This window comes from Citricoccus muralis, from assembly GCF_003386075.1.
In the GTDB taxonomy this organism is placed as follows: domain Bacteria; phylum Actinomycetota; class Actinomycetes; order Actinomycetales; family Micrococcaceae; genus Citricoccus; species Citricoccus muralis.
This window is the reverse complement of sequence record NZ_QREH01000001.1, coordinates 1,643,806-1,662,239: the sequence shown is the minus strand read 5'-3', so window position 1 is coordinate 1,662,239 and position 18,434 is coordinate 1,643,806. Positions and strand designations below refer to the sequence as shown.

The 18,434-nt window shown below is 69.1% G+C and carries 17 protein-coding genes; 10 read left to right on the top strand and 7 right to left on the bottom strand.

Features of this window, described 5'->3' with window-relative positions; all coding sequences use genetic code 11:
- Positions 1 to 41: 41 nt before the first annotated feature.
- From C8E99_RS07310 to C8E99_RS07295, 4 genes are read left to right on the top strand one after another with little or no spacing between them, the layout of a single operon-like run.
- Positions 42 to 470 (top strand): NUDIX hydrolase, encoded by a 429-nt coding sequence (locus C8E99_RS07310; protein ID WP_115931732.1) that lies wholly within the window; start codon positions 42 to 44, stop codon positions 468 to 470.
- Positions 467 to 1,666, top strand: coding sequence for a type 2 periplasmic-binding domain-containing protein (locus C8E99_RS07305; protein WP_115931731.1), 1,200 nt, complete (start codon positions 467 to 469; stop codon positions 1,664 to 1,666). The genes C8E99_RS07310 and C8E99_RS07305 overlap by 4 nt, the downstream gene beginning before the upstream one ends.
- 57 nt (positions 1,667 to 1,723) lie before the next feature.
- Positions 1,724 to 2,956, top strand: coding sequence for a pyridoxal phosphate-dependent aminotransferase (locus tag C8E99_RS07300; protein WP_115931730.1), 1,233 nt, complete (start codon positions 1,724 to 1,726; stop codon positions 2,954 to 2,956).
- Between the two features lie 10 nt (positions 2,957 to 2,966).
- Positions 2,967 to 3,857 carry a PPK2 family polyphosphate kinase gene (locus C8E99_RS07295; RefSeq protein ID WP_115931729.1) on the top strand — a complete coding sequence of 297 codons (891 nt, stop codon included), beginning with the start codon at positions 2,967 to 2,969 and terminating at the stop codon, positions 3,855 to 3,857.
- 142 nt (positions 3,858 to 3,999) lie between these two features.
- Here the strand turns inward: C8E99_RS07295 and C8E99_RS07290 are convergent, their stop codons facing one another.
- Entirely contained in the window at positions 4,000 to 4,194 is a 195-nt protein-coding gene (locus C8E99_RS07290) for an MFS transporter small subunit (RefSeq protein WP_115931728.1), read from the bottom strand.
- On the bottom strand, positions 4,191 to 5,552 hold the full coding sequence (locus C8E99_RS07285; RefSeq protein WP_115931727.1) for an L-lactate MFS transporter: 1,362 nt from the start codon (positions 5,550 to 5,552) through the stop codon (positions 4,191 to 4,193). Before C8E99_RS07285 ends, C8E99_RS07290 begins: the two co-directional genes overlap by 4 nt.
- A 210-nt stretch (positions 5,553 to 5,762) precedes the next feature.
- On the opposite strand from C8E99_RS07285, the gene C8E99_RS07280 reads away from it, so the two are divergent.
- A complete protein-coding gene (locus tag C8E99_RS07280; RefSeq protein WP_115931726.1) occupies positions 5,763 to 6,332 on the top strand; it encodes a type 1 glutamine amidotransferase domain-containing protein in 570 nt (189 codons plus the stop codon).
- A 120-nt stretch (positions 6,333 to 6,452) separates the two neighbouring features.
- Here the strand turns inward: C8E99_RS07280 and C8E99_RS07275 are convergent, their stop codons facing one another.
- Together C8E99_RS07275 and xseA are read right to left on the bottom strand one after the other, a co-directional pair.
- The gene (locus C8E99_RS07275) at positions 6,453 to 6,728 is read right to left on the bottom strand and encodes an exodeoxyribonuclease VII small subunit (RefSeq protein ID WP_115933303.1); all 276 of its coding nucleotides are present in this window, start codon (positions 6,726 to 6,728) and stop codon (positions 6,453 to 6,455) included.
- Between the two features lie 29 nt (positions 6,729 to 6,757).
- Entirely contained in the window at positions 6,758 to 8,116 is a 1,359-nt protein-coding gene (xseA, locus tag C8E99_RS07270; RefSeq protein ID WP_115931725.1) for an exodeoxyribonuclease VII large subunit, read from the bottom strand.
- A gap of 125 nt (positions 8,117 to 8,241) precedes the next feature.
- Between xseA and C8E99_RS07265 the strand changes: the two genes are divergently transcribed.
- The 4 genes from C8E99_RS07265 to C8E99_RS07250 all read left to right on the top strand — a co-directional run bounded on the left by C8E99_RS07265 (position 8,242) and on the right by C8E99_RS07250 (position 12,436).
- Positions 8,242 to 9,186 carry a hypothetical protein gene (locus C8E99_RS07265; RefSeq protein WP_115931724.1) on the top strand — a complete coding sequence of 315 codons (945 nt, stop codon included), beginning with the start codon at positions 8,242 to 8,244 and terminating at the stop codon, positions 9,184 to 9,186.
- Between the two features lie 144 nt (positions 9,187 to 9,330).
- Positions 9,331 to 10,389 (top strand): 4-hydroxy-3-methylbut-2-enyl diphosphate reductase, encoded by a 1,059-nt coding sequence (locus C8E99_RS07260; protein WP_211309097.1) that lies wholly within the window; start codon positions 9,331 to 9,333, stop codon positions 10,387 to 10,389.
- Complete coding sequence (locus C8E99_RS07255) at positions 10,389 to 10,919, top strand: gluconokinase (RefSeq protein ID WP_115931722.1); 531 nt, start codon at positions 10,389 to 10,391, stop codon at positions 10,917 to 10,919. The genes C8E99_RS07260 and C8E99_RS07255 overlap by 1 nt, the downstream gene beginning before the upstream one ends.
- Before the next feature lie 113 nt (positions 10,920 to 11,032).
- Positions 11,033 to 12,436, top strand: coding sequence for a GntP family permease (locus C8E99_RS07250; RefSeq protein ID WP_115931721.1), 1,404 nt, complete (start codon positions 11,033 to 11,035; stop codon positions 12,434 to 12,436).
- A gap of 123 nt (positions 12,437 to 12,559) precedes the next feature.
- Here C8E99_RS07250 and C8E99_RS07245 read toward each other — a convergent pair whose 3' ends face one another.
- The 3 genes from C8E99_RS07245 to C8E99_RS07235 all read right to left on the bottom strand — a co-directional run bounded on the left by C8E99_RS07245 (position 12,560) and on the right by C8E99_RS07235 (position 16,585).
- Positions 12,560 to 14,296, bottom strand: a complete 1,737-nt coding sequence (locus C8E99_RS07245) for a DEAD/DEAH box helicase (protein ID WP_115931720.1) — start codon at positions 14,294 to 14,296, stop codon at positions 12,560 to 12,562.
- Positions 14,297 to 14,631: 335 nt separating this feature from the next.
- Positions 14,632 to 15,186 (bottom strand): NADPH-dependent FMN reductase, encoded by a 555-nt coding sequence (locus C8E99_RS07240; protein ID WP_115931719.1) that lies wholly within the window; start codon positions 15,184 to 15,186, stop codon positions 14,632 to 14,634.
- Between the two features lie 127 nt (positions 15,187 to 15,313).
- Complete coding sequence (locus C8E99_RS07235) at positions 15,314 to 16,585, bottom strand: DNA recombination protein RmuC (RefSeq protein ID WP_115931718.1); 1,272 nt, start codon at positions 16,583 to 16,585, stop codon at positions 15,314 to 15,316.
- Positions 16,586 to 16,786: 201 nt separating this feature from the next.
- Here C8E99_RS07235 and C8E99_RS07230 point away from each other — a divergent pair, with 201 nt between their 5' ends.
- Positions 16,787 to 18,412, top strand: coding sequence for an SLC13 family permease (locus C8E99_RS07230; protein ID WP_115931717.1), 1,626 nt, complete (start codon positions 16,787 to 16,789; stop codon positions 18,410 to 18,412).
- Positions 18,413 to 18,434 lie beyond the last annotated feature (22 nt).

Here is an 18,434-nt window from a genome sequence, read left to right as displayed (position 1 = left end):
TATTCCAGACGAGCCCGTCCCCAACATCTAGACTGGTGAGCATGGATTTCGACAGCCGGGTCGGCGCCTACGGCGTCGTCATCCGTGACCGTGCACTGCTGCTGAGCCTATGGGAGGGACCCACCGAGAACATCTGGACGTTGCCCGGCGGCCAGGTGGAGCTGGGGGAGCAGCCCCACGAGGCCTGTGTGCGGGAGATCCTGGAGGAGACCGGCTACCAGGCGGAACTGGGTGACCTGCTCGGCGTCACCAGCCGCACCATCGAGGGCGGCCACCGAATCTCCCGCCCGGGACGCCACCTGCTGACCGTCCAAGTCCTGTACCGGGCCGCCATCGTCTCCGGCGAACTGCGTCCGGAGGTGGACGGATCCTCCATCGACGCCGCCTGGATTCCCCTCGAGGAACTGCACCGCCACCGCACCTCGCCGACCGTCCACCGCGCCCTCGAGCTCGCCGGGGTCACCCGATGAGGGCAGAGCAGGCCGGGTCCCGGCGGCTGTCCCGCTCGTCTCTCCGTTCGCCACTCCGCTCGGTCACCCAGCGCGCCGGCGGCCTGATCGCGGCCACCGCGCTGGCGGCCGGCGTCCTGTCCGGCTGCACGCCCACCCCGGGCCATGACGACCCGACGGGCGAGGGCACCCCCGCGGCCACGGCTTCCCCGACGCAGGCACCGGTCTCCGTCATCACGGGGCCCCGTCCGGAGGAGCAGCTGCTGGCCGTGGTGCTGGTGCGACACCTCGAGAACAAGGGCATCCCCGCCGCCGTGGGGGAGCCGTCCGCCGAACCCTGGGGCGCGGCCGGGGAACAGCAGGTCGCCGTGGTGGACACCCTCGCCATGGCCACACACCTCGACCCGGAGCTGCTCGCCGGCGAGGTCCCGACGCCGTCCCCGTCGCCCTCGGCATCCGGCTCCGGATCCCCGTCCGCGGCCGGCCCGAGCTCCGCTGTGAGCGCGACAGCGAGCGCGACGGCGTCACCCAGCGTGTCGCCGTCGGACCCAGCCCCGGCCTCGCCGACCGGTCATCCGACCGCCACGGGCTCGCCCACGCCCCTGCCCGAGGGGCGGCCCGCGGCAGATGCCCAGGGCACCACCGCCATGGTCTCCGAGTACTTTCCCGAGGACACCGAGGTGATCGGAGGGTCCTCGGGCACCATGCGGCTGCAGGCGGTCACCACCACGGCGCTGTCCGGGCTGTATGAGATGGAGGACCTCACCGACCTCAATGGCCTGTGCGACCGGATGGTGTTCGCCCCGGCCTCCGCAGCAGCCGTGCACAGTGAACGGCTGGACGTGCTGGCCGGCTGCGAACCGGCGGAATGGATCGAGGAGGGTGAGGCCGGCGCCGCCCTTGACCTGGTGTCCGGACGGGCCGACGTCGCACTGCTGTACGGGACCGACCCGGCGATCGCAGACCATGCCCTCGAACCCCTCGGGGACGCGGGCCGGGTGCTTCCGGAGGGGCGCGTGCTCATGGTGGCCGAGCCGGACGTCCTGCCCGAGGGTGCGTCGGACGCGGTGAACGAGGTCGCCGGGAAACTCGACGGCGAGATGCTGGCCGAACTCGGGCGGCTCGCCACCGGACCGGACCGCCTCCCGAGCAAGGAGGCCGCCCAGTACTGGCTCGTGTCCGCCGGACTCGAGGAGACCCCCGAGAACTGGTTCTGACCGGTCCGCCGCCGTCACTCCCGCGATCCGCCGGCCCGCGGTTCTAGGATGGAGCCCATGGCAAAGACACGGACCGGTCAGATCAAACAGTCTTCGAAGCTCCTCAACGTGCGCTATGACGTGCGCGGACCGATCCTGGAAGAGGCCCAGCGCATGGAGGCGGCCGGCCACCGCATCATGAAGCTGAACATCGGCAACCCCGCCCCGTTCGGCTTCGAGGCCCCGGACGCCATCCTCAAGGACATGGTCTCCCACCTGCCCTACGCTCAGGGCTACTCCGACTCCCGCGGCATCTACTCGGCCCGGACCGCGGTCAGCCAGTACTACCAGTCCCGCGGGATCATGGGCATCGATGTGGAGGACGTCTTCATCGGCAACGGCGTCTCCGAGTTGATCTCGATGGTGCTGCAGGCGCTGGTGGACGACGGTGACGAGGTGCTCATCCCCGCCCCGGACTACCCGTTGTGGACCGGTGCCACCACCCTCTCGGGCGGCAGTGCGGTGCACTACCGCTGCGTGGAGGAGGAGGGCTGGTCCCCGGACCTCGAGGACATCGAGTCCAAGGTGACGGACCGGACCAAGGCCATCGTCATCATCAACCCGAACAACCCCACCGGGGCGGTCTACTCCCGTCAGGTGCTCAACGGGATCGTGGAGATTGCCCGCCGGCACAACCTGGTGCTGATGAGTGACGAGATCTACGAGAAGATCCTCTACGACGGCGCCCGTCACATCAACGTTGCCGGACTGTCCGACGACGTGGTGACGTTGACCTTCTCGGGGCTGTCCAAGGCCTACCGGGTGGCCGGATTCCGCTCCGGCTGGGTGGCCATCTCCGGGCCCAAGCACCGGGCCACCGATTTCATCGAGGGCCTGACCCTGCTGGCCAACATGCGCATGTGCGCCAACGTCCCGGCCCAGCACGCCATCCAGACCGCCCTGGGCGGCTACCAGTCCGTCAACGACCTCATCCTCCCCGGCGGGAGGTTGCTGGAACAGCGCAACCTGGCGCAGAAGCTGCTCTCCGAGATCCCCGGGGTGAGCGTGCAGCCGGCCCAGGGCGCCCTGTACCTGTTCCCGCGGCTGGACCCGGAGGTCTACCGGATCGAGGACGATGAGAAGTTCGTCATCGAGCTGCTGAGGGCCCAGAAGATCCTGGTCTCCCACGGCCGCGCCTTCAACTGGCCGGACACCGACCACTTCCGCCTCGTCACGCTGCCGAACGTGCGGGACCTGGAGGAGGGCATCGGACGCATCGCCGACTTCCTGGAGGACTATCGTGAGCGCTAAACGGCACGTGATGGAGTTCCACGCGGACCCGTGGCGTGCGCTGCGGGCCCGCACCACGGACGGGACACCCGGGGCACCGGAGGCGCCCCTGGGACCGCTCGACGTGGATCCGGACACCAAGCCGGGCTACCTCGGCGGCAAGGCGGAGGGGGAAGCCACCCTCCAGGCCCGCGCCGAACGGCTGTCCGAACTCCAGGAGCTGCTCTACGCCAACGGCGTGGCCGGCACTCCGGACGAGAATGGGCGGGAGCGCTCCCTGCTGCTGTTGGTCCAGGCGATGGACACCGCCGGCAAGGGCGGGATCATGCGGCACGTGATCGGCGCCATGGACCCCCAAGGTGTGGAGGACGCTGCCTTCAAGGCACCCACCGAGGAGGAGAAGCAACAGCACTTCCTCTGGCGCATCCGCCCGCACGTCCCGCAGAGCGGCTACGTAGGCGTCTGGGACCGGTCTCACTACGAGGACGTGCTGATCCACCGGGTCCGCGGACTGGCCTCCATGGAGGAGATCGAGCAACGCTACGCGGACATCCGTGCGTTCGAGCAGGAACTGGTGGCGGGCGGCACCCGCATCATCAAGGTGATGCTGCACCTGTCCAAGGACGAGCAGAAGGAGCGCCTGGCCGAACGGCTGGAACGCCCGGACAAGTTCTGGAAGTACAGCCCCACGGACGTGGATGAACGCGCCTATTGGGACGAGTACATGGAGGCGTACCGGGCAGCCATCGCCGAGACGGACACGGATGACGCCCCCTGGTTCATCGTTCCGGCCAACCGCAAGTGGTACTCCCGGATTGCCGTCCAGGAGTTGATGATCAGGGTGCTGGAGGGCATGGGCCTCGACTGGCCGCCGGCTGAATTCGATGTGGCGGCGGAGCAGAAGCGTCTCGCCTCGAGTTGATTTCCCGTTGCTAGCCAGCTGATGTGGCGGGAAGCAGACGGACCGGGGGCCGTGCACTGGTGTCAGTGCACGGCCCCCGGTCCGTTCGTCGGTACTCGTTGGTGCTCGGTGGCGTCAGGTGGTGTTCGGCCTCAGCCGGTAATTAGCCGGTGAAGAGCGCCGAGGCCTTGATGGCCGTCTGGACCAGGCCGTACGCCAGGGCGGCGATGACGATCACGGCGAGGAAGACGGCCACGGCGCGGTAGGTGCCGCCGGTGTCCATGGCCGGGGTGCTTCCTCCCGTTGCCGCCTCGGCGTGGGCGCGGCTGTCAGGGGTGCTCTCGTTGTCGGTGCTCACTTGGCGTGCTCCTTCTCGCGGATCTGGTCCTCGGAGATGTGGTGCTTCTCGGCCACTGGACGGACCAGCAGGTTGGCGATGAAACCGACGGCCAGCAGGCCGACCATGATGTACAGCGAGACCGTGTACAGCTCAGCACCGGTCTTGCCGGCGGCGGCCTCGGACTCCAGCACGCTGTTGACGATCAGCGGCCCGGCGATGCCTGCCGCGGACCAGGCGGTCAGCAGGCGGCCGTGGATGGCCCCGACCTGGAAGACGCCGAACATGTCCTTCAGGTACGCCGGGACCGTGGAGAACCCGCCGCCGTAGAACGAGATGATGACCATCGTGGCGACGATGAAGACCACCAGGTTGGCCCCGCCCATCAGGGCGATGATCAGGTACATGGCCAGTCCGATGCCGAGGTACATCATGTAGTTGTTCTTGCGGCCCCAGTAGTCCGAGGTGGTGGACCACACGAAGCGGCCGGCCATGTTGGCGATGGACAGCAGGCCCACGAAGCCGGCGGCGGCGGCCGGGGTGATCCAGTCGAAGTACCCCTGGATCATGGGGGCGGCGTTCTCCAGGATGCCGATGCCGGCGGTCACGTTGCAGAACAGCACGATCCACAGCAGCCAGAACTGGGGGGTCTTGATGGACGATCTGGCAGACACGTTCGCCGTGGTCTGCATCGGCTTGGCGGCGGCCTCCGACGGGTTCCAGCCGGCCGGCCTCCACTCGGGGTGGGGGACGCGGATCACGATCGCACCCAGGGCGATGACCACGGCATAGATGATGGCCAGGGTGAGGAAGGTCTGCATCAGACCGCTCTGGAGCTGCTCCGGCTCGGCGCCGCCGCCGTAGAGCACCATGAGGCTGTTGGACATGGGGCTGGCGATCAGCGCGCCGCCGCCGAATCCCATGATCGCCAGGCCGGTGGCCAGGCCGGGCCGGTCCGGGAACCACTTCATCAGCGTGGACACGGGGGAGATGTAGCCGATGCCGAGGCCGATGCCGCCGATCACGCCGTAGCCGAGGTAGACGAGCCAGAGCTGACCGGTGGCGATGCCCACGGTGGCGACGAAGAATCCGACGACCCAGAAGCTGCCGGCGACGACCATCGACTTGCGCGGCCCGGCCCGCTCGACCCACGTACCCCCGAAGGCGGCGGACAGGCCGAGCATGGCGATGGCTACGGAGAAGATCCACCCGACCGCCACGTCACCGGCCTCGAAATGGCCCATCATCGGGATCTTGAAGACACTGAAGGCATAGACCTGGCCGATACACAGGTGAATCGCCAGTGCGGCGGCCGGGATCAGCCAGCGATTGAATTGTCGAGGGGCGACAATGGCCTCTCGATCGAGGATGTTGGGCATGACGGTGCGGTCCCTCTCCGGGTCGCCGCCGACCGGAGGTGCCCGGTCAACCGGCGGTTGTGTTGCCTTGAGTGATGCTCATGACTTTTTTTCGTTTCAACCTTGCAGAGATTAGCCCCGGGATATCACGAGGTCAATGAAGGCATCCGGTCCCGCCGTCGGCGAACAGGGCTTGCACTGGCCCCGGGGGACCGTGCTTAGGGTGGGGACATGACTACTCAGCAGCTCCAGGGAAAGTCCATTGCCTTCCTCGCCACCCGTGGGGTGGAGCAGGTCGAACTCACCTCGCCGTGGGACGCCGTCATCGCCGCCGGGGGACAGCCCCGGCTCGTCTCGGTCGAGTCCGGCACCATCACCGCCATGAACGGTGACTGGGAGCACGGGGACACCTTTACCGTCGATCACACGGCCGGTTCCGTCTCGGCCTCGGATTTCGACGGCCTGGTCATGCCCGGCGGAACCTTGAACGCGGATGCACTCCGCGTGGACGCCAGTGTCCAGGGCTTCGTCCGCGGCTTCTTCGACCAGCACAAGCCGGTGGCGGCCATCTGCCACGCACCGTGGACCCTCATCAACGCCGGCGTGGTCCAGGGGCGCAAGCTCACCAGCTACCACTCGCTGTCCGAGGACCTGAAGAACGCCGGGGCCACCTGGGTGGACGAGCAAGTGGTGGTGGACCAGGGCCTGACCACCAGCCGCAACCCGGGTGATCTGGACGCCTTCAACGCCAAGATGGTGGAGGAGTTCGCCGAGGGAAAGCACTCCGGCCAGACCGCCTGACACGGCCTGACACGGCCTGACACGGCCTGAACCGGTCAGATCGCCTTGCTTGGCCGGGCTGTCAGAGACGGCCCGGCCAAGCTGCACCGGCCGAGCCGATCCGACCGTAGTCCGAACGGATCAGACGGTTCGGTCGGCCGTCTTGGCCCGGACCTCGTCGAGCTTTGCACGGGCACCGTTCAACCACTCCTCACAGCGGTCGGCGAGGGCTTCGCCGCGCTCCCAGAGGGCCAGGGACTCCTCCAGGCCGGCCCCGCCGGTCTCGAGCCGGGTCACCGTCTCGACGAGTTCGGACCGGGCCTGCTCGTAACTCAGGCTGGCGATGTCCGAGGTGTCCGCTGCGGAGAACCCCTCCACAGCAGCACCCTCCACAGCCGAACCTTCCGGGCCCGGCATGGTGGGGTCGGTGTTCTCGGTCGCGTCGCTCATGCGGTCTCCTCAGTGGTCGGGGTCGTGGTCGCGGTGTGTCCGGAAGGTGCAGCACTGTCGGAATGCTCGGCGCTGTCAGTGATCTCGGCTGGACCGACAGGATCGACAGGGTCGGTGGTGTCCGTGACGGCGGCGCCGATCCGGCCGGCGGCCACCAGGATGTCCAGCCGGTCCCCGACGGCGACCCGGCCAGCGTGGCGGACCACCTCGCCTTCGTGCTGGACGACCGCATAGCCGCGGTCCAGGGTCTTCTGGGGGGACAGGGACCGCACCCTCGCGCGCAGGTGCCCTACGGCGTCGTGCTCCCGGTCCAGCCGGCCGGAGAGCGACGTGCGGGACCGCCCCCGCCACCGCTCCAGGTCCTGGGCGCGTTCGTCCACCAGCCGTTCCGGTTGGGCCATCACGGGCCGGGTGCGCAGGGCCTGCAGGGACTGGGCCTCCTGCTGTACCAGTCGTTCCACACCGGAGGCCAGGCGCAGCCGGGCCGCGGAGATCGCCTCGCGCTCCAGGGCGGCGTCCGGGACCACCCGCTTGGCGGCGTCCGTGGGGGTGGAGGCCCTCACATCCGCCACGTCGTCCAGCACGGGGCGGTCCGCCTCGTGCCCGATGGCGGAGACCACCGGGGTGTGCGTGGCAGCCACGGCGCGGACGAGGGCTTCGTCCGAGAACGGCAGCACGACCTCCTCGAGCGCGCCACCACCGCGCGCGATGATGATCACGTCCACCTCCGGGTGGGCATCCAGCTCGGCGACGGCGGCCATCACCTCCCTCGGCGCGTGCGCCCCTTGCACAGCCACCTCGCGGACCTCGAAGCGGGCTTCGGGCCAGCGCAGGTGGGCGTTGCGCATGACGTCCTTCAGGGCGTCCGAGTTCTTGCCCGTGACCAGCCCGATCAGATGCGGCAGCACGGGCAGCGGCCGTTTGCGGGCCGCCGAGGTCAGGCCCTCGGCCTCCAGAGTGCGACGGAGCTTCTCCACCCGGGCCAGCAGGTCCCCGATGCCGACTGGCCGCATGGCGGAGGCGATCATGTTCAGCCGGCCGGTCTTCGTGTAGAAGCTGGGCTTGACGCAGGCCACCACGCGGGAGCCCTGCTCGACAGCGCCCTCCAGAGTGGAGGCAACGTTCCGCCAGGCGGTCACGGGCAGTGAGTAGTCCTCGTCCAGATCACGCAGGGTCATCCAGGCATTGCCGCGGATCACCTTGAACTCGATCAGCTGACCTTCGATCCACGCTTCCGGAGCGCGCTCGAAGTACTTCTTGAGGTTCTCCGAGAGGACCCGCAGTGGCCACGGGGCATCCGGAGCGGTCCCGGAGGCGGTGGCCGGCAGGGGTGCCGGTGACGGCTGGTCGTCCATGCGTAGTGTGTCTCCTCGGTGGCAAGGTCGTCATGCCATTCTCTCTCTAGGCTAGGACGGGATACGCCCGTCCTGTGCCACCGAAGGCCACATCCAGCCACTCTGCCCGCTCGAACGGAGCCACTATGCGCACGGTACTGTCCATTCTGCTGGCCGCGCTCGCCGGCCTGCTCGCCGCCCTGTCCCTGGTGGGCGCCCGGGCGGAGGCCCTCGTCTATACCCCGGAACCCCTGCAGCAGATCGCCGCCCCGATGTCCGAGGACCCACATTTGCAGGAGGCCCTGCCCGGGGAGATCAGCTCGCTCGTCGAGGACCAGTTGCCGGAACAGTTGCCCGGGTTCGCCCAGACCGCCGCCTCCGGGCTCGTGGAGGGGGCCGCCAGCGGACTGGTCGAGGACGACCGCTTCCCCACGGCCTGGTCCGCGGTCCTGGAGGAGACCCGACTGGACTGGGTCCACCGCATCGACCGCCTCGCCGAAGGGGACACGACGACGTCCGGCACCGTGCACCTGCAGGCTGCACCGCTCGTGGAGCTGGGTCTGGACCGGTTGGCCGAGGCTCTCTCCGGGGTTCCCGGCGGCGAGGCGCTGGCGGAGATGCTGCGTGAGGGCCTGGCCGAGGGACAGGAAGCCGGGAATGAGGAGGCGGGGGAGTCTCTGCTGTCCGTGGACCTCGCCGTCCCGGATCCGGACGCGGTGCCCACGGATGTCGTCGTGCTGGTCGTGGAGAACCTGTACCGCTGGCCCTGGCTGGCCGGAACAGCCGCCGTGGTGGCCCTGCTGGCGCTGTGGGCGGCACCGCGCCGCCGGAAGGGCACTCCGCTGTTCATCGCCGGCCTCACGGCGCTGGCGGCCGGTGGAGTCAGCCGGTGGGCACTGGGACGGATGGAGCCCGCCGCCGACCTGGAGGGCATCGCCCGGGTTGCCGCGGATTCGCTGCTGGAGGGGATCCGCGACTACGCGATGCCGGACACCCTGCTCCTGATCGTCGGGGGCGGGGTGGTCGCCGCGCTCGGCCTGCTCGTGGGCCTGGCCTCCGGCCTGCGGTCCCGGGGCCGCGCCGGGCATTGAGGTGTGCCTCACCAGCAGGTGGCCCGTGCCGGGTCCACCGGTAGACTGGAACATATGTCCGCCGTTCTCTCAGCAGCCGTTCCCTCAGCAGCCGCTGCCACTCCCGTCCCCACCGCCACCGCCGGTTCGCCCGTCGCCATCGGGATGCCCCAGGTGCCCCGTGCCCGCCGCACCCGCGAGGATGTGGAGGCCGCCGCCGTCGTCAGCGGGGACAAGAAGGTCATGCTGGCCGCGCCGCGTGGCTACTGCGCGGGTGTGGACCGCGCCGTCATCGCCGTGGAGAAGGCCCTCGAGCACCACGGGGCGCCCGTCTACGTGCGCAAGGAGATCGTCCACAACCGGCACGTGGTGGACACCCTGGAGGAGCAGGGCGTGATCTTCGTGGAGGAGCTGGACGAGGTGCCCAAGGGTGCGCTGACCGTGTTCTCCGCCCACGGGGTGTCCCCGGCCGTCGTCAACGAGGCCGCCGAGCGCAACCTCCAGACGATCGACGCCACCTGCCCGCTGGTCACCAAGGTGCACCGCGAGGCGGTCCGGTTCGCCAAGCAGAACCGCAGCATCCTGCTGATCGGCCACGAGGGCCATGAGGAGGTCGAGGGCACCTACGGTGAGGCCCCCGAGCACACCACCATCATCAACAACCCGGAGGAAGCCCGGACCGTTGAGGTGCAGGACCCGGACAACCTCATCTGGCTGTCCCAGACGACCCTGAGCGTGGACGAGACCCTGGAGATCGTCTCCATCCTGCGCGAGCGGTTCCCGAACCTGCAGGACCCGCCCTCGGATGACATCTGCTACGCCACCTCCAACCGCCAGGCGGCCATCAAGAAGATCTCCCCGTCCTGTGATCTCGTGATCGTGGTCGGCTCCGCGAACTCCTCCAACTCTGTGCGCCTCAAGGAGGTCGCCGTGGAGTACGGGGCACAGCGGGCCGAACGCGTGGACTTCGCCAACCAGGTGGACGAGTCCTGGTTCGAGGGTGTGGCCACCGTCGGCCTGTCCTCCGGCGCCTCCGTTCCGGAGGTCCTGGTGCAGGACGTGCTCACGCTGCTCGCCGAATACGGCTATGGATCCGTGGAGGAGGTCGTCACGGCCGAGGAGGACATCATCTTCTCGCTGCCCAAGGAGCTCCGCGCTGAGATGAAGAAGGTCGGGGACACCGACCACTTCCTCGGCGGCCGCCGGACCAACACCGGCAACTGATGGGTTCCGGCACATCATCTGCCGCGCAGGAGACTGTCCACCTGGTCCTGATGGGCATCTCGGGCTCGGGCAAGACCACGTTGGCCGAGCGCCTGGCTCAGGAGTTGAAGCGGTCCTATGCGGAGGCCGATGAGTTCCACTCCCCGGCCAACATCGAGAAGATGGCGTCCGGAACGCCGCTGACGGACGAGGACCGCGCGCCCTGGCTCGCGGCGATCCGTGACTGGATGGGCTCGGCGGCCAACGCCGGCGGGACGATCGTCACCTGCTCGGCCCTCAAACGCACCTACCGCGATCTGTTGCGGGAGGCTGCCGGCCGGGTGTTCTTCCTGCACGTCACCAGCGATCCGGCGGTCATCATCGATCGCATGGAGCACCGCCCGGGCCACTTCATGCCGGCCTCGCTGGTGCCCAGCCAGCTCGCGACACTCGAGGAACTCGGGATGGACGAGGACGGAGCGGTGCTGGTCAACTCCGGTAGTGTGGACGAGCTTGTCGAACAGGCGCTGACCATCGTCGCCGACCTCTGAGGCCGCCGGCCGTTGGTCACCGTGTGCCGGGGCGGCAAGCGCTACCCCATCTTGCGCTGACGCCCCCGTCCTGACCGGGCCGCCGGGCTGCGCTCCGACCCGAAGGCCCACCCATGACCATCGAAGAATGGACCCCTACCCTGGGGGCCGGACCGCTGCTCGGCATCGCCGCCGCGGCGATCGCGCTGTTGCTGTTCCTCATCATGTATCTGCGGATGCACGCGTTCCCGGCGCTCGTCCTTGTCAGCGTCCTGACCGCCTTCGCCGCGGGCATCCCGGCGAACCTCGTGGTCTCCACGGCGACGGAGGGCTTCGGCAGCACCCTGGCCACCGTCGCCCTGTTGGTGGGCCTGGGAGCCATGCTCGGCCGGCTGGTGGAGATGTCCGGCGGCGCCAAGGTCCTGGCGGACACCCTCATCGGCTGGTTCGGTGAGAAGCGCGCCCCCTTCGCCCTCGGTGTCGCCTCCCTGCTGTTCGGCTTCCCCATCTTCTTCGACGCCGGCCTGGTCGTCATGCTGCCCGTCGTCTTCGCCGTGGCGCGCCGCCTCGGCGGGTCGGTGCTGTCCTACGGGCTGCCGGTGGCCGGTGCCTTCTCCGTCATGCACATCTACCTGCCTCCGCACCCGGGGCCGGTGTCTGCCGCCACGTTCTTCGAGGCCAACGTTGGCCTGGTGATGCTCCTCGGTCTGCTGGTGGCCCTGCCCACCTGGTACGTGACCAGTTACCTCTTCGGACGTTGGGCCGGCCGGCGCTGGCAGCTGCCGGTGCCCTCCCTGCTCGGACGGGCAGACGAGGAACAGGAGAAGAACCCGCCGCGGTTCGTGACCGTGGTCCTGGTCCTGCTGCTGCCGATGCTCCTGATCTTCCTCAACACCGGCCTGGACACCCTCAACCGCGGCGGCATGCTGCCCGAGGGGACGGGCGATTCCACCTGGTTCCAGGTCCTGCGCGTCCTGGGCGAGACCCCGGTGGCGCTGCTGATCACCCTGCTGGTGGCCACGATCGTCCTGGGCCGGGCCCGCGGCACCGACAAGTCCGTCCTGGAGAAGACCCTTGAGGGCGCCCTCGGTCCGGTGTGCTCCGTCATCCTCGTCACCGGTGCCGGCGGCATGTTCGGCTCGGTGCTGCGGACCTCCGGCATCGGTGATGCGCTGGAGGATTCGCTTTCTGACCTGGGTGTGCCGTTGATCCTCGCCGGCTTCCTTATCGCCGCCGTGTTGCGCATCGCGCAGGGCTCGGCGACCGTCGCCCTGACCACCGCCGCCGGCCTGGTGAGCGCCGGAGTGGCCGCTGCGGACTACAACGCCGTCCAGCTGGCCGCCATGGTGCTCGCCGTGGGTGCGGGTTCCGTGGTGGCCTCCCACGTCAACGACTCCGGCTTCTGGCTGGTCGGCCGGTTCTTCGGGATGGACGTCAAGACCACCCTGAAGACCTGGACCGTGCTGGAGACCCTCATCGGCGTCATGGGCTTCGTGATCGCCTGGGTGATCTTCGCCCTCGCCGGCGCCATGGGCTGATTCCGACACTGCCCACACGCGGAGAAGCCCCCGCACACGGAGAGGCCCCCGCATCCGGTTGCTTGGATGCGGGGGCCTCTCCGTGTCACGGGCAGCTGTGCTCAGCCGGACTGCAGTCCGGGGTCAGCTGCGGGGCGAGCCCTGCGCGCTGGAGGAGCGGCGGTTGGGGCCACCGCGGGAGCGGCCGGCGCCACCACGGCCTTCGCGGCCGCCCTCATGGTCCCGGTTCTCCCGGAAGTCGGTGTTGCGTCCACCGGACTCCGAGGAGTACACCCGGCCGCCCGCCGTCGGCGTCCCGGCCGAGGTGCCCGCGCGGCGGTTGCCCGGCCGGCCGGTTCCGCGGCCGCCCTGGCCGCCACCGTTGCCGGCGCGATCCTGGGAGGGGCGCTCGTTGCGGGACCGCTCCGAACGCTCACCGGACGCGGCGGCGCTGCGGGGCCGGCCGCCGTCGGGCTGGCCCTCGCGCTGACCGCCCTGACTGCCTTGACCGCCGGAACGGCCACCGTTGCGGCCTCCTCGTGAGCCATTGCGACCGCCGGAACGGCCACCGGCACCGGAGGATCCGCCGCCCTGGCGACCGCCGGAGCGACCACCGCTACCTCCATTGCCGCCGCCGTTCTGGCCGGACTGCTGGGTGCTGGGCGTGGAGACAGCGAGGAGCTTCTCGAGCTCAGCGGCCTCCAGGAACGAGCGTTCACCGGGGGCCAGCGTCTCCAGCAGGGAGTCGTCGGCGCCGTCGGCATGGACCGTCGGGGAGATCTTGGCGGCGCGCATCAGGGTGCGGACCTCATTGCGCTGCTCGCGCCCGGCCAAGGTCACCACGGTGCCAGCCTGGCCCGCACGGGCCGTGCGGCCGGAGCGGTGCAGGTACGCCTTGTGCTCGGTGGGCGGGTCGGAGTGGATCACCAGGGAGACGTCGTCCACGTGGATGCCGCGGGCGGCGATGTCCGTGGCGACGAGGGTGCCGGCGGTGCCGTTGTGGAAGGCATCCAGGTTCCGGGTGCGGGCGTTCTGGGACAGGTTGCCGTGCAACTCCAGGGCGGAGACGCCCCGCTGGCGCAACTGCTTGGCGGCCTTCTTGGCCCCGTACTTGGTGCGGGTGAACACGATGGTCCGGCCCGGGGCGGCGCACAGGTCGGCCAGGGCGGCCAGCTTGTCATCCCCGTCCACGGACACCACGTGGTGATCCATCTTCGCCACCGGGGAGACGGCCGAATCGGCCTCATGAACCACAGGGTTCTTGAGGTACTTCTTGACGAGCACGCCGACGCCCTCGTCCAGAGTGGCGGAGAAGAGCATCTTCTGAGCCTTGGTGGGCACCTTGTCCAGGATGCGGCGGACCATCGGCAGGAAGCCCATGTCCGCCATGTGGTCGGCCTCGTCGATGATGAGGATCTCCACGCCGGACAGGTCAACGTGACCCTGACCCATGAGGTCCAGGAGGCGGCCGGGGCAGGCGACGAGGACATCCACGCCGCGCGCCAGCGCCTTGACCTGCGGGTTCTGGCCGACGCCGCCGAAGATCGTCAGCGAGGACAGACCACTGGCCGCGGAGAGCGGCTTGAAGGAGTCCTCGAGCTGGAGGGCCAGCTCTCGGGTCGGAGCCAAGATGAGCGACCGCGGCCGGCGGGCCGTGGCCGAGCGCCCGCCGCTCAGGCGGGAGGCCAGCGGCAGCAGGAAGGCGTAGGACTTGCCGGAACCGGTCCGGCCGCGGCCGAGAACGTCACGGCCGGTGAGCGAATCCGGAAGGGTGGCCTTCTGGATCGGGGTGGGAGAGATGATGCCCTGCGGGGCCAGCGCGGCGGCCAGGCCGGCGGGCACCCCGAGCTCGGCGAATTCCGAGTCGGATGAAGTGGGCATGGTGGAAGAACCGCCGGAAACGGCGGCAGGCTGAAGAGAAGTCACGAAAAAGGAATCCGTCCGGGTGGAAGAAAGACCCGGCCCTGGCACGGGCGGCTGCGGCATCACAAGAGCCACTCAACGCGGTGCTGGCCGGCACCGGCGAGGAAGGATCCTGACCGGTTGGCTACCGGACAGTCTACGGCATGGCGGGTGGGATCACGGCATCGGCGGTAGTGAGCAGGAGGTCCGGGTGGCAACAGCCACGAGCCCCTCGACCCTGGTGCTTGGGTCGAGGGGCTCGCGATTGCAGCGTCAGAGGCTACGTGCGATGTCCCGGGGGAGAGAACGCCGGGTCAGACGGCGACGCGGGCGTTGGCCTCCACATGCGCGACGAGAGCATCCACGAAGCCCTGCAGAACCGGCAGGAGCGTGGCGTCCTGGACCTCGCCGGTCTCGGCGAGGGCACCCTCGCGGGACTGGATGAAGGTCTCCGGCTGACCCATGGTCTTCATGTCCAGGTGGGACAGGATGTTGCGCAGGTGCTGCTGGGCCATGGCGGTCCCGGTGCCGCCAGGAGAGGTGCCGATGACGGCGGCGGGAACGCCGCCCCACACGGCCTGGCCCCAGGGACGGGCGCCCCACTCGATGGCGTTCTTCAAGGCGGCGGGGAGGGAGCGGGAGTACTCCGGGGTGAGGAACAGGACGCCATCGGCCGAGGAGACGGACTCCTTGAAGTCCAGGGCCGCAGCCGGGTAGTCGGCGTCGAAGTCCGAGTTGTACAGGGGCAGCTCGCTGATGGGGAGCTCGAAGAACTCCACGCCCTCGGGGGCCAGTGCCGAGAGGGCCTTGGCCAGACGGCGGTTGATGGAGTTCTGGGCGAGGGAGCCGACGATGTAGCCGATGCGCATGGGTGTCCTTTCAGACAGGATCAGGGCGTAGACGTAAAGAAGTTGAAATTTAAACTAGCCATTCGTTTTCAACCCGGAGGCCCTCAGGCCTATTCCTCAAGACGCCGCCCTTCCGGTGTGAGCTCCGTCATGCCTGACGTCGGAGATCAACGGGCGGATCTGCTGGCATGCCCGGCTCCTCCAGCAGTTCCGCCGCGGACAGGACGCGCGGAGTCGACTCCAGGGGAGGAGCGGAGGGCATCCCCTCCACGCTGGAGGGATTCAACTCGCCGATGCGCCGGGCCGAGGGCAGCACGCGGGTCTCGAGCGTGCCGACCATGGAGTTGTACTTCTCCACCGCCGACTTCAGTGAACTGCCCAGTTTGGTGACATGCCCGCCAAGGGTGCCCAGGCGCTGGTAGAGCTGCCGCGAGACCGCGAAGAGTTCCCGCGCGTTCTCGGTCAAGGTCTCCTGGCGCCAGGAGTAGGCGACCGATTTCAGGGCGGTCAACAGGGACACCGGTGCCACCAGGGCCACATTCTTCGAGAAGGCGTGGTCCAGCAGGCCGGGGTCGGCCTCGAGCGCGGCGGCCAGGAAGGACTCGGCGGGCAGGAAGCAGATCACCAGCTCGGGCGAGTCCTGCAATCCCTGCCAGTAGCCCTTGGCGGAGAGGGCGTCCACGTGAGCGCGCACCGCCTTGGCGTGGGCCTGGTGCAACTCATGGCGCCGGCTGGCGCCCTCGGTCGTCGAATCGCCGGCCAGTTCCTCGGCTTCGAGGATGGCCGCCAGTGGCGCTTTGGCATCCACGGCGAGCGACTTTCCGCCGGGGAGCCGCACCACGAGGTCCGGCCGGAGGACCTGGTCCTCATCCCCGCGCAGCACCTCCTGTTCGGAGAAGTCGGTGTGGGGCAGCATCCCGGCGGCCTCCACCACCCGGCGCAGCTGTACCTCGCCCCAGTGCCCCCGCGCCGAGGTCGACTTCAGGGTGGCGACCAGGGTCTTGGTGTTCACCAGCAGGGCCGAGTCCGTGGCGGCCGCGGTCTTGAGCTGCTCGGAGAGCTGCCCGTACTGCTCCACGCGGTCCCGCTCCAGCATCCCGACCTGCCGCTGCAGGGTCTCCAGCCGTTGCCCCACAGGGGCGAGGGCGGTCAGCACCTTGGACTCGGCGGCGGAACGATCCCGGTCCGCCGTCCGCTCGGCGGCCAGAACCCTGCTCTCGGCCTCCGCCGCGGCCAGTGCGGCCTGGACCTCTGACAATTCGCTCCGTGCCGCCTGGGCCTCGTCCCTGGCTCCCCGCTCGGACTCCGCCCAGGTTCCGCGCAGGCGCGTCCAGACCAACCAGCCACCCATCACCGCACCCACGACCAGGCCCGCCACCACGCACACCACGGCCACCAACACCACTGCTGAAGTCTCCATGCCTCCAGACTGCCAAAGGCCACGGACACGATAGGAGCGCACCGCCGTGGAACCAGACCGGAGGTGCTGAACTCCCGGGGGAGGGACGGAGGAGAAGGCCGGCGTTGAGGAGCCGGTCAACCATCGATTTCCCGGTGAAGCCGCCCTTACTGTATTGCTAGTCACAGACGGTCTGACCAGGCCACGAAAGGACGGTTCACCATGTCCGACACCACGGGACGGGCTCGTTCGGAGACCACAGACCGAACACCGACAGAACCGACAGAACCGACAGGACCGGCAGGTCGGGAGCTGCCCACCGACCACCGGTCCCCCGGGGAGAGGGCACCGGCGGAAGAGCGGAACCTGCACCTCCGGCGGTGGATCGGATTCGGCGGAGGACTGGTGCTGGCCGCCGTCGTGTTCCTGGCGATGCCCGCGGACGTGGAGCACAACGCGCGGCTGACGGCCGCCGTCGCGGTGCTGATGGCGGTGTGGTGGATGACCGAGGCCATCCCGATCCCGGCGACCGCCCTGCTGCCGCTCATCCTCTTCCCGGTGTTCGGGGAAGACATCGGCGTGGACGATGTGGGCGCCTCCTACGGGAACAACATCATCTTCCTGTTCATGGGCGGCTTCATGCTGGCGCTGGCCATGCAGCGGTGGGACCTGCACCGGCGGATCGCCCTGGTCACGGTGCGGGCCATGGGCACCCGGCCCGGAGGTGTGGTGGCCGGTTTCATGATCGCCACGGGCTTCCTCTCGATGTGGGTGTCCAACACCGCCACTGCCGTGATGATGATCCCGATCGGCGTGTCCGTGCTGACCCTCGTGGTGGCGGCGGACAAGTCCAACCCCGTGGAGGAGTCCTCCGATCCGACCTCCGGGGAGGTCAAGGACGCCGTCATCAAGTCCAACTTCGGCACGGCCCTGATGCTCGGCATCGCCTACGCCGCCTCCGTCGGATCGCTCGGCACCCTGATCGGCACGCCCCCGAATGCCCTCCTGGCCGGCTACATGGCCGAGTCCCACGGGGTGACCATCGGTTTCGGGCAGTGGATGCTCGTCGGCGTGCCCCTGTCCATCGTGATGATGTTCATCGTCTGGTTCCTGCTGACGCGCGTGCTGTTCAAGGCGGAGATCAAGGAGATCCCGGGCGGCCGTGAACTCATTGCGGACGAACTGTCCAAGCTGGGGCGGATGTCCTCCGGAGAGATCCGCGTCTTGGCGATCTTCGTGCTGGCCGCCGCCTCCTGGATCACCATCCCCTTGCTCTTCGAGGACCTCATCAGTGATGCGGGCATCGCCATGGTCGCCGGAGTGCTGCTGTTCCTGCTGCCGGCCGGCGCCGCCCGGGGCGTCCGGCTCTTGGACTGGGAGTCCGCGGTCAAGCTGCCGTGGGGCGTCCTGTTGCTGTTCGGCGGCGGGCTCGCGCTGTCCGCCCAGTTCAGCGGCTCCGGGCTCGCCGACTGGATCGGTGAGCAGGTCGCCGGACTGTCCGACATCCCCGTCTGGTTGCTCGTGGCCATCATGGCCATGGCGATCCTCTTCCTGACGGAGCTGACCTCGAACACCGCCACGGCGGCGACCTTCCTGCCCGTGGCGGGCGGGGTGGCCATGGGCGTCGGGGTCGACCCGCTGCTGTTGTGCATCCCGGTGGCCCTGGCCGCCACCTGCGCCTTCATGCTGCCCGTGGCCACGCCGCCGAACGCCATCGCCTTCGGCTCCGGCTATGTGACCATCGGACAGATGGTCAAGGGCGGGCTGTACCTGAACCTGATCGGCATCGTGCTGATCACCCTGGTCACCATGACCCTCGGCGTGTGGGCGTTCGGCCTGGTGTTCTGACTCTGGGCATTCTGCCCCGGAC

Bases quoted from the DNA above. Each gene is read 5' to 3' on its own strand.
- C8E99_RS07310 (WP_115931732.1), top strand. From the start codon at position 42: ATGGATTTCGACAGCCGGGTCGGCGCCTACGGCGTCGTCATCCGTGAC.
- C8E99_RS07305 (WP_115931731.1), top strand. From the start codon at position 467: ATGAGGGCAGAGCAGGCCGGGTCCCGGCGGCTGTCCCGCTCGTCTCTC.
- C8E99_RS07300 (WP_115931730.1), top strand. From the start codon at position 1,724: ATGGCAAAGACACGGACCGGTCAGATCAAACAGTCTTCGAAGCTCCTC.
- C8E99_RS07295 (WP_115931729.1), top strand. From the start codon at position 2,967: ATGGAGTTCCACGCGGACCCGTGGCGTGCGCTGCGGGCCCGCACCACG.
- C8E99_RS07285 (WP_115931727.1), bottom strand. From the start codon at position 5,552: ATGCCCAACATCCTCGATCGAGAGGCCATTGTCGCCCCTCGACAATTC.
- C8E99_RS07280 (WP_115931726.1), top strand. From the start codon at position 5,763: ATGACTACTCAGCAGCTCCAGGGAAAGTCCATTGCCTTCCTCGCCACC.
- C8E99_RS07275 (WP_115933303.1), bottom strand. From the start codon at position 6,728: ATGCCGGGCCCGGAAGGTTCGGCTGTGGAGGGTGCTGCTGTGGAGGGG.
- xseA (WP_115931725.1), bottom strand. From the start codon at position 8,116: ATGGACGACCAGCCGTCACCGGCACCCCTGCCGGCCACCGCCTCCGGG.
- C8E99_RS07265 (WP_115931724.1), top strand. From the start codon at position 8,242: ATGCGCACGGTACTGTCCATTCTGCTGGCCGCGCTCGCCGGCCTGCTC.
- C8E99_RS07260 (WP_211309097.1), top strand. From the start codon at position 9,331: ATGCCCCAGGTGCCCCGTGCCCGCCGCACCCGCGAGGATGTGGAGGCC.
- C8E99_RS07255 (WP_115931722.1), top strand. From the start codon at position 10,389: ATGGGTTCCGGCACATCATCTGCCGCGCAGGAGACTGTCCACCTGGTC.
- C8E99_RS07250 (WP_115931721.1), top strand. From the start codon at position 11,033: ATGACCATCGAAGAATGGACCCCTACCCTGGGGGCCGGACCGCTGCTC.
- C8E99_RS07245 (WP_115931720.1), bottom strand. From the start codon at position 14,296: ATGCCCACTTCATCCGACTCGGAATTCGCCGAGCTCGGGGTGCCCGCC.
- C8E99_RS07240 (WP_115931719.1), bottom strand. From the start codon at position 15,186: ATGCGCATCGGCTACATCGTCGGCTCCCTCGCCCAGAACTCCATCAAC.
- C8E99_RS07235 (WP_115931718.1), bottom strand. From the start codon at position 16,585: ATGGAGACTTCAGCAGTGGTGTTGGTGGCCGTGGTGTGCGTGGTGGCG.
- C8E99_RS07230 (WP_115931717.1), top strand. From the start codon at position 16,787: ATGTCCGACACCACGGGACGGGCTCGTTCGGAGACCACAGACCGAACA.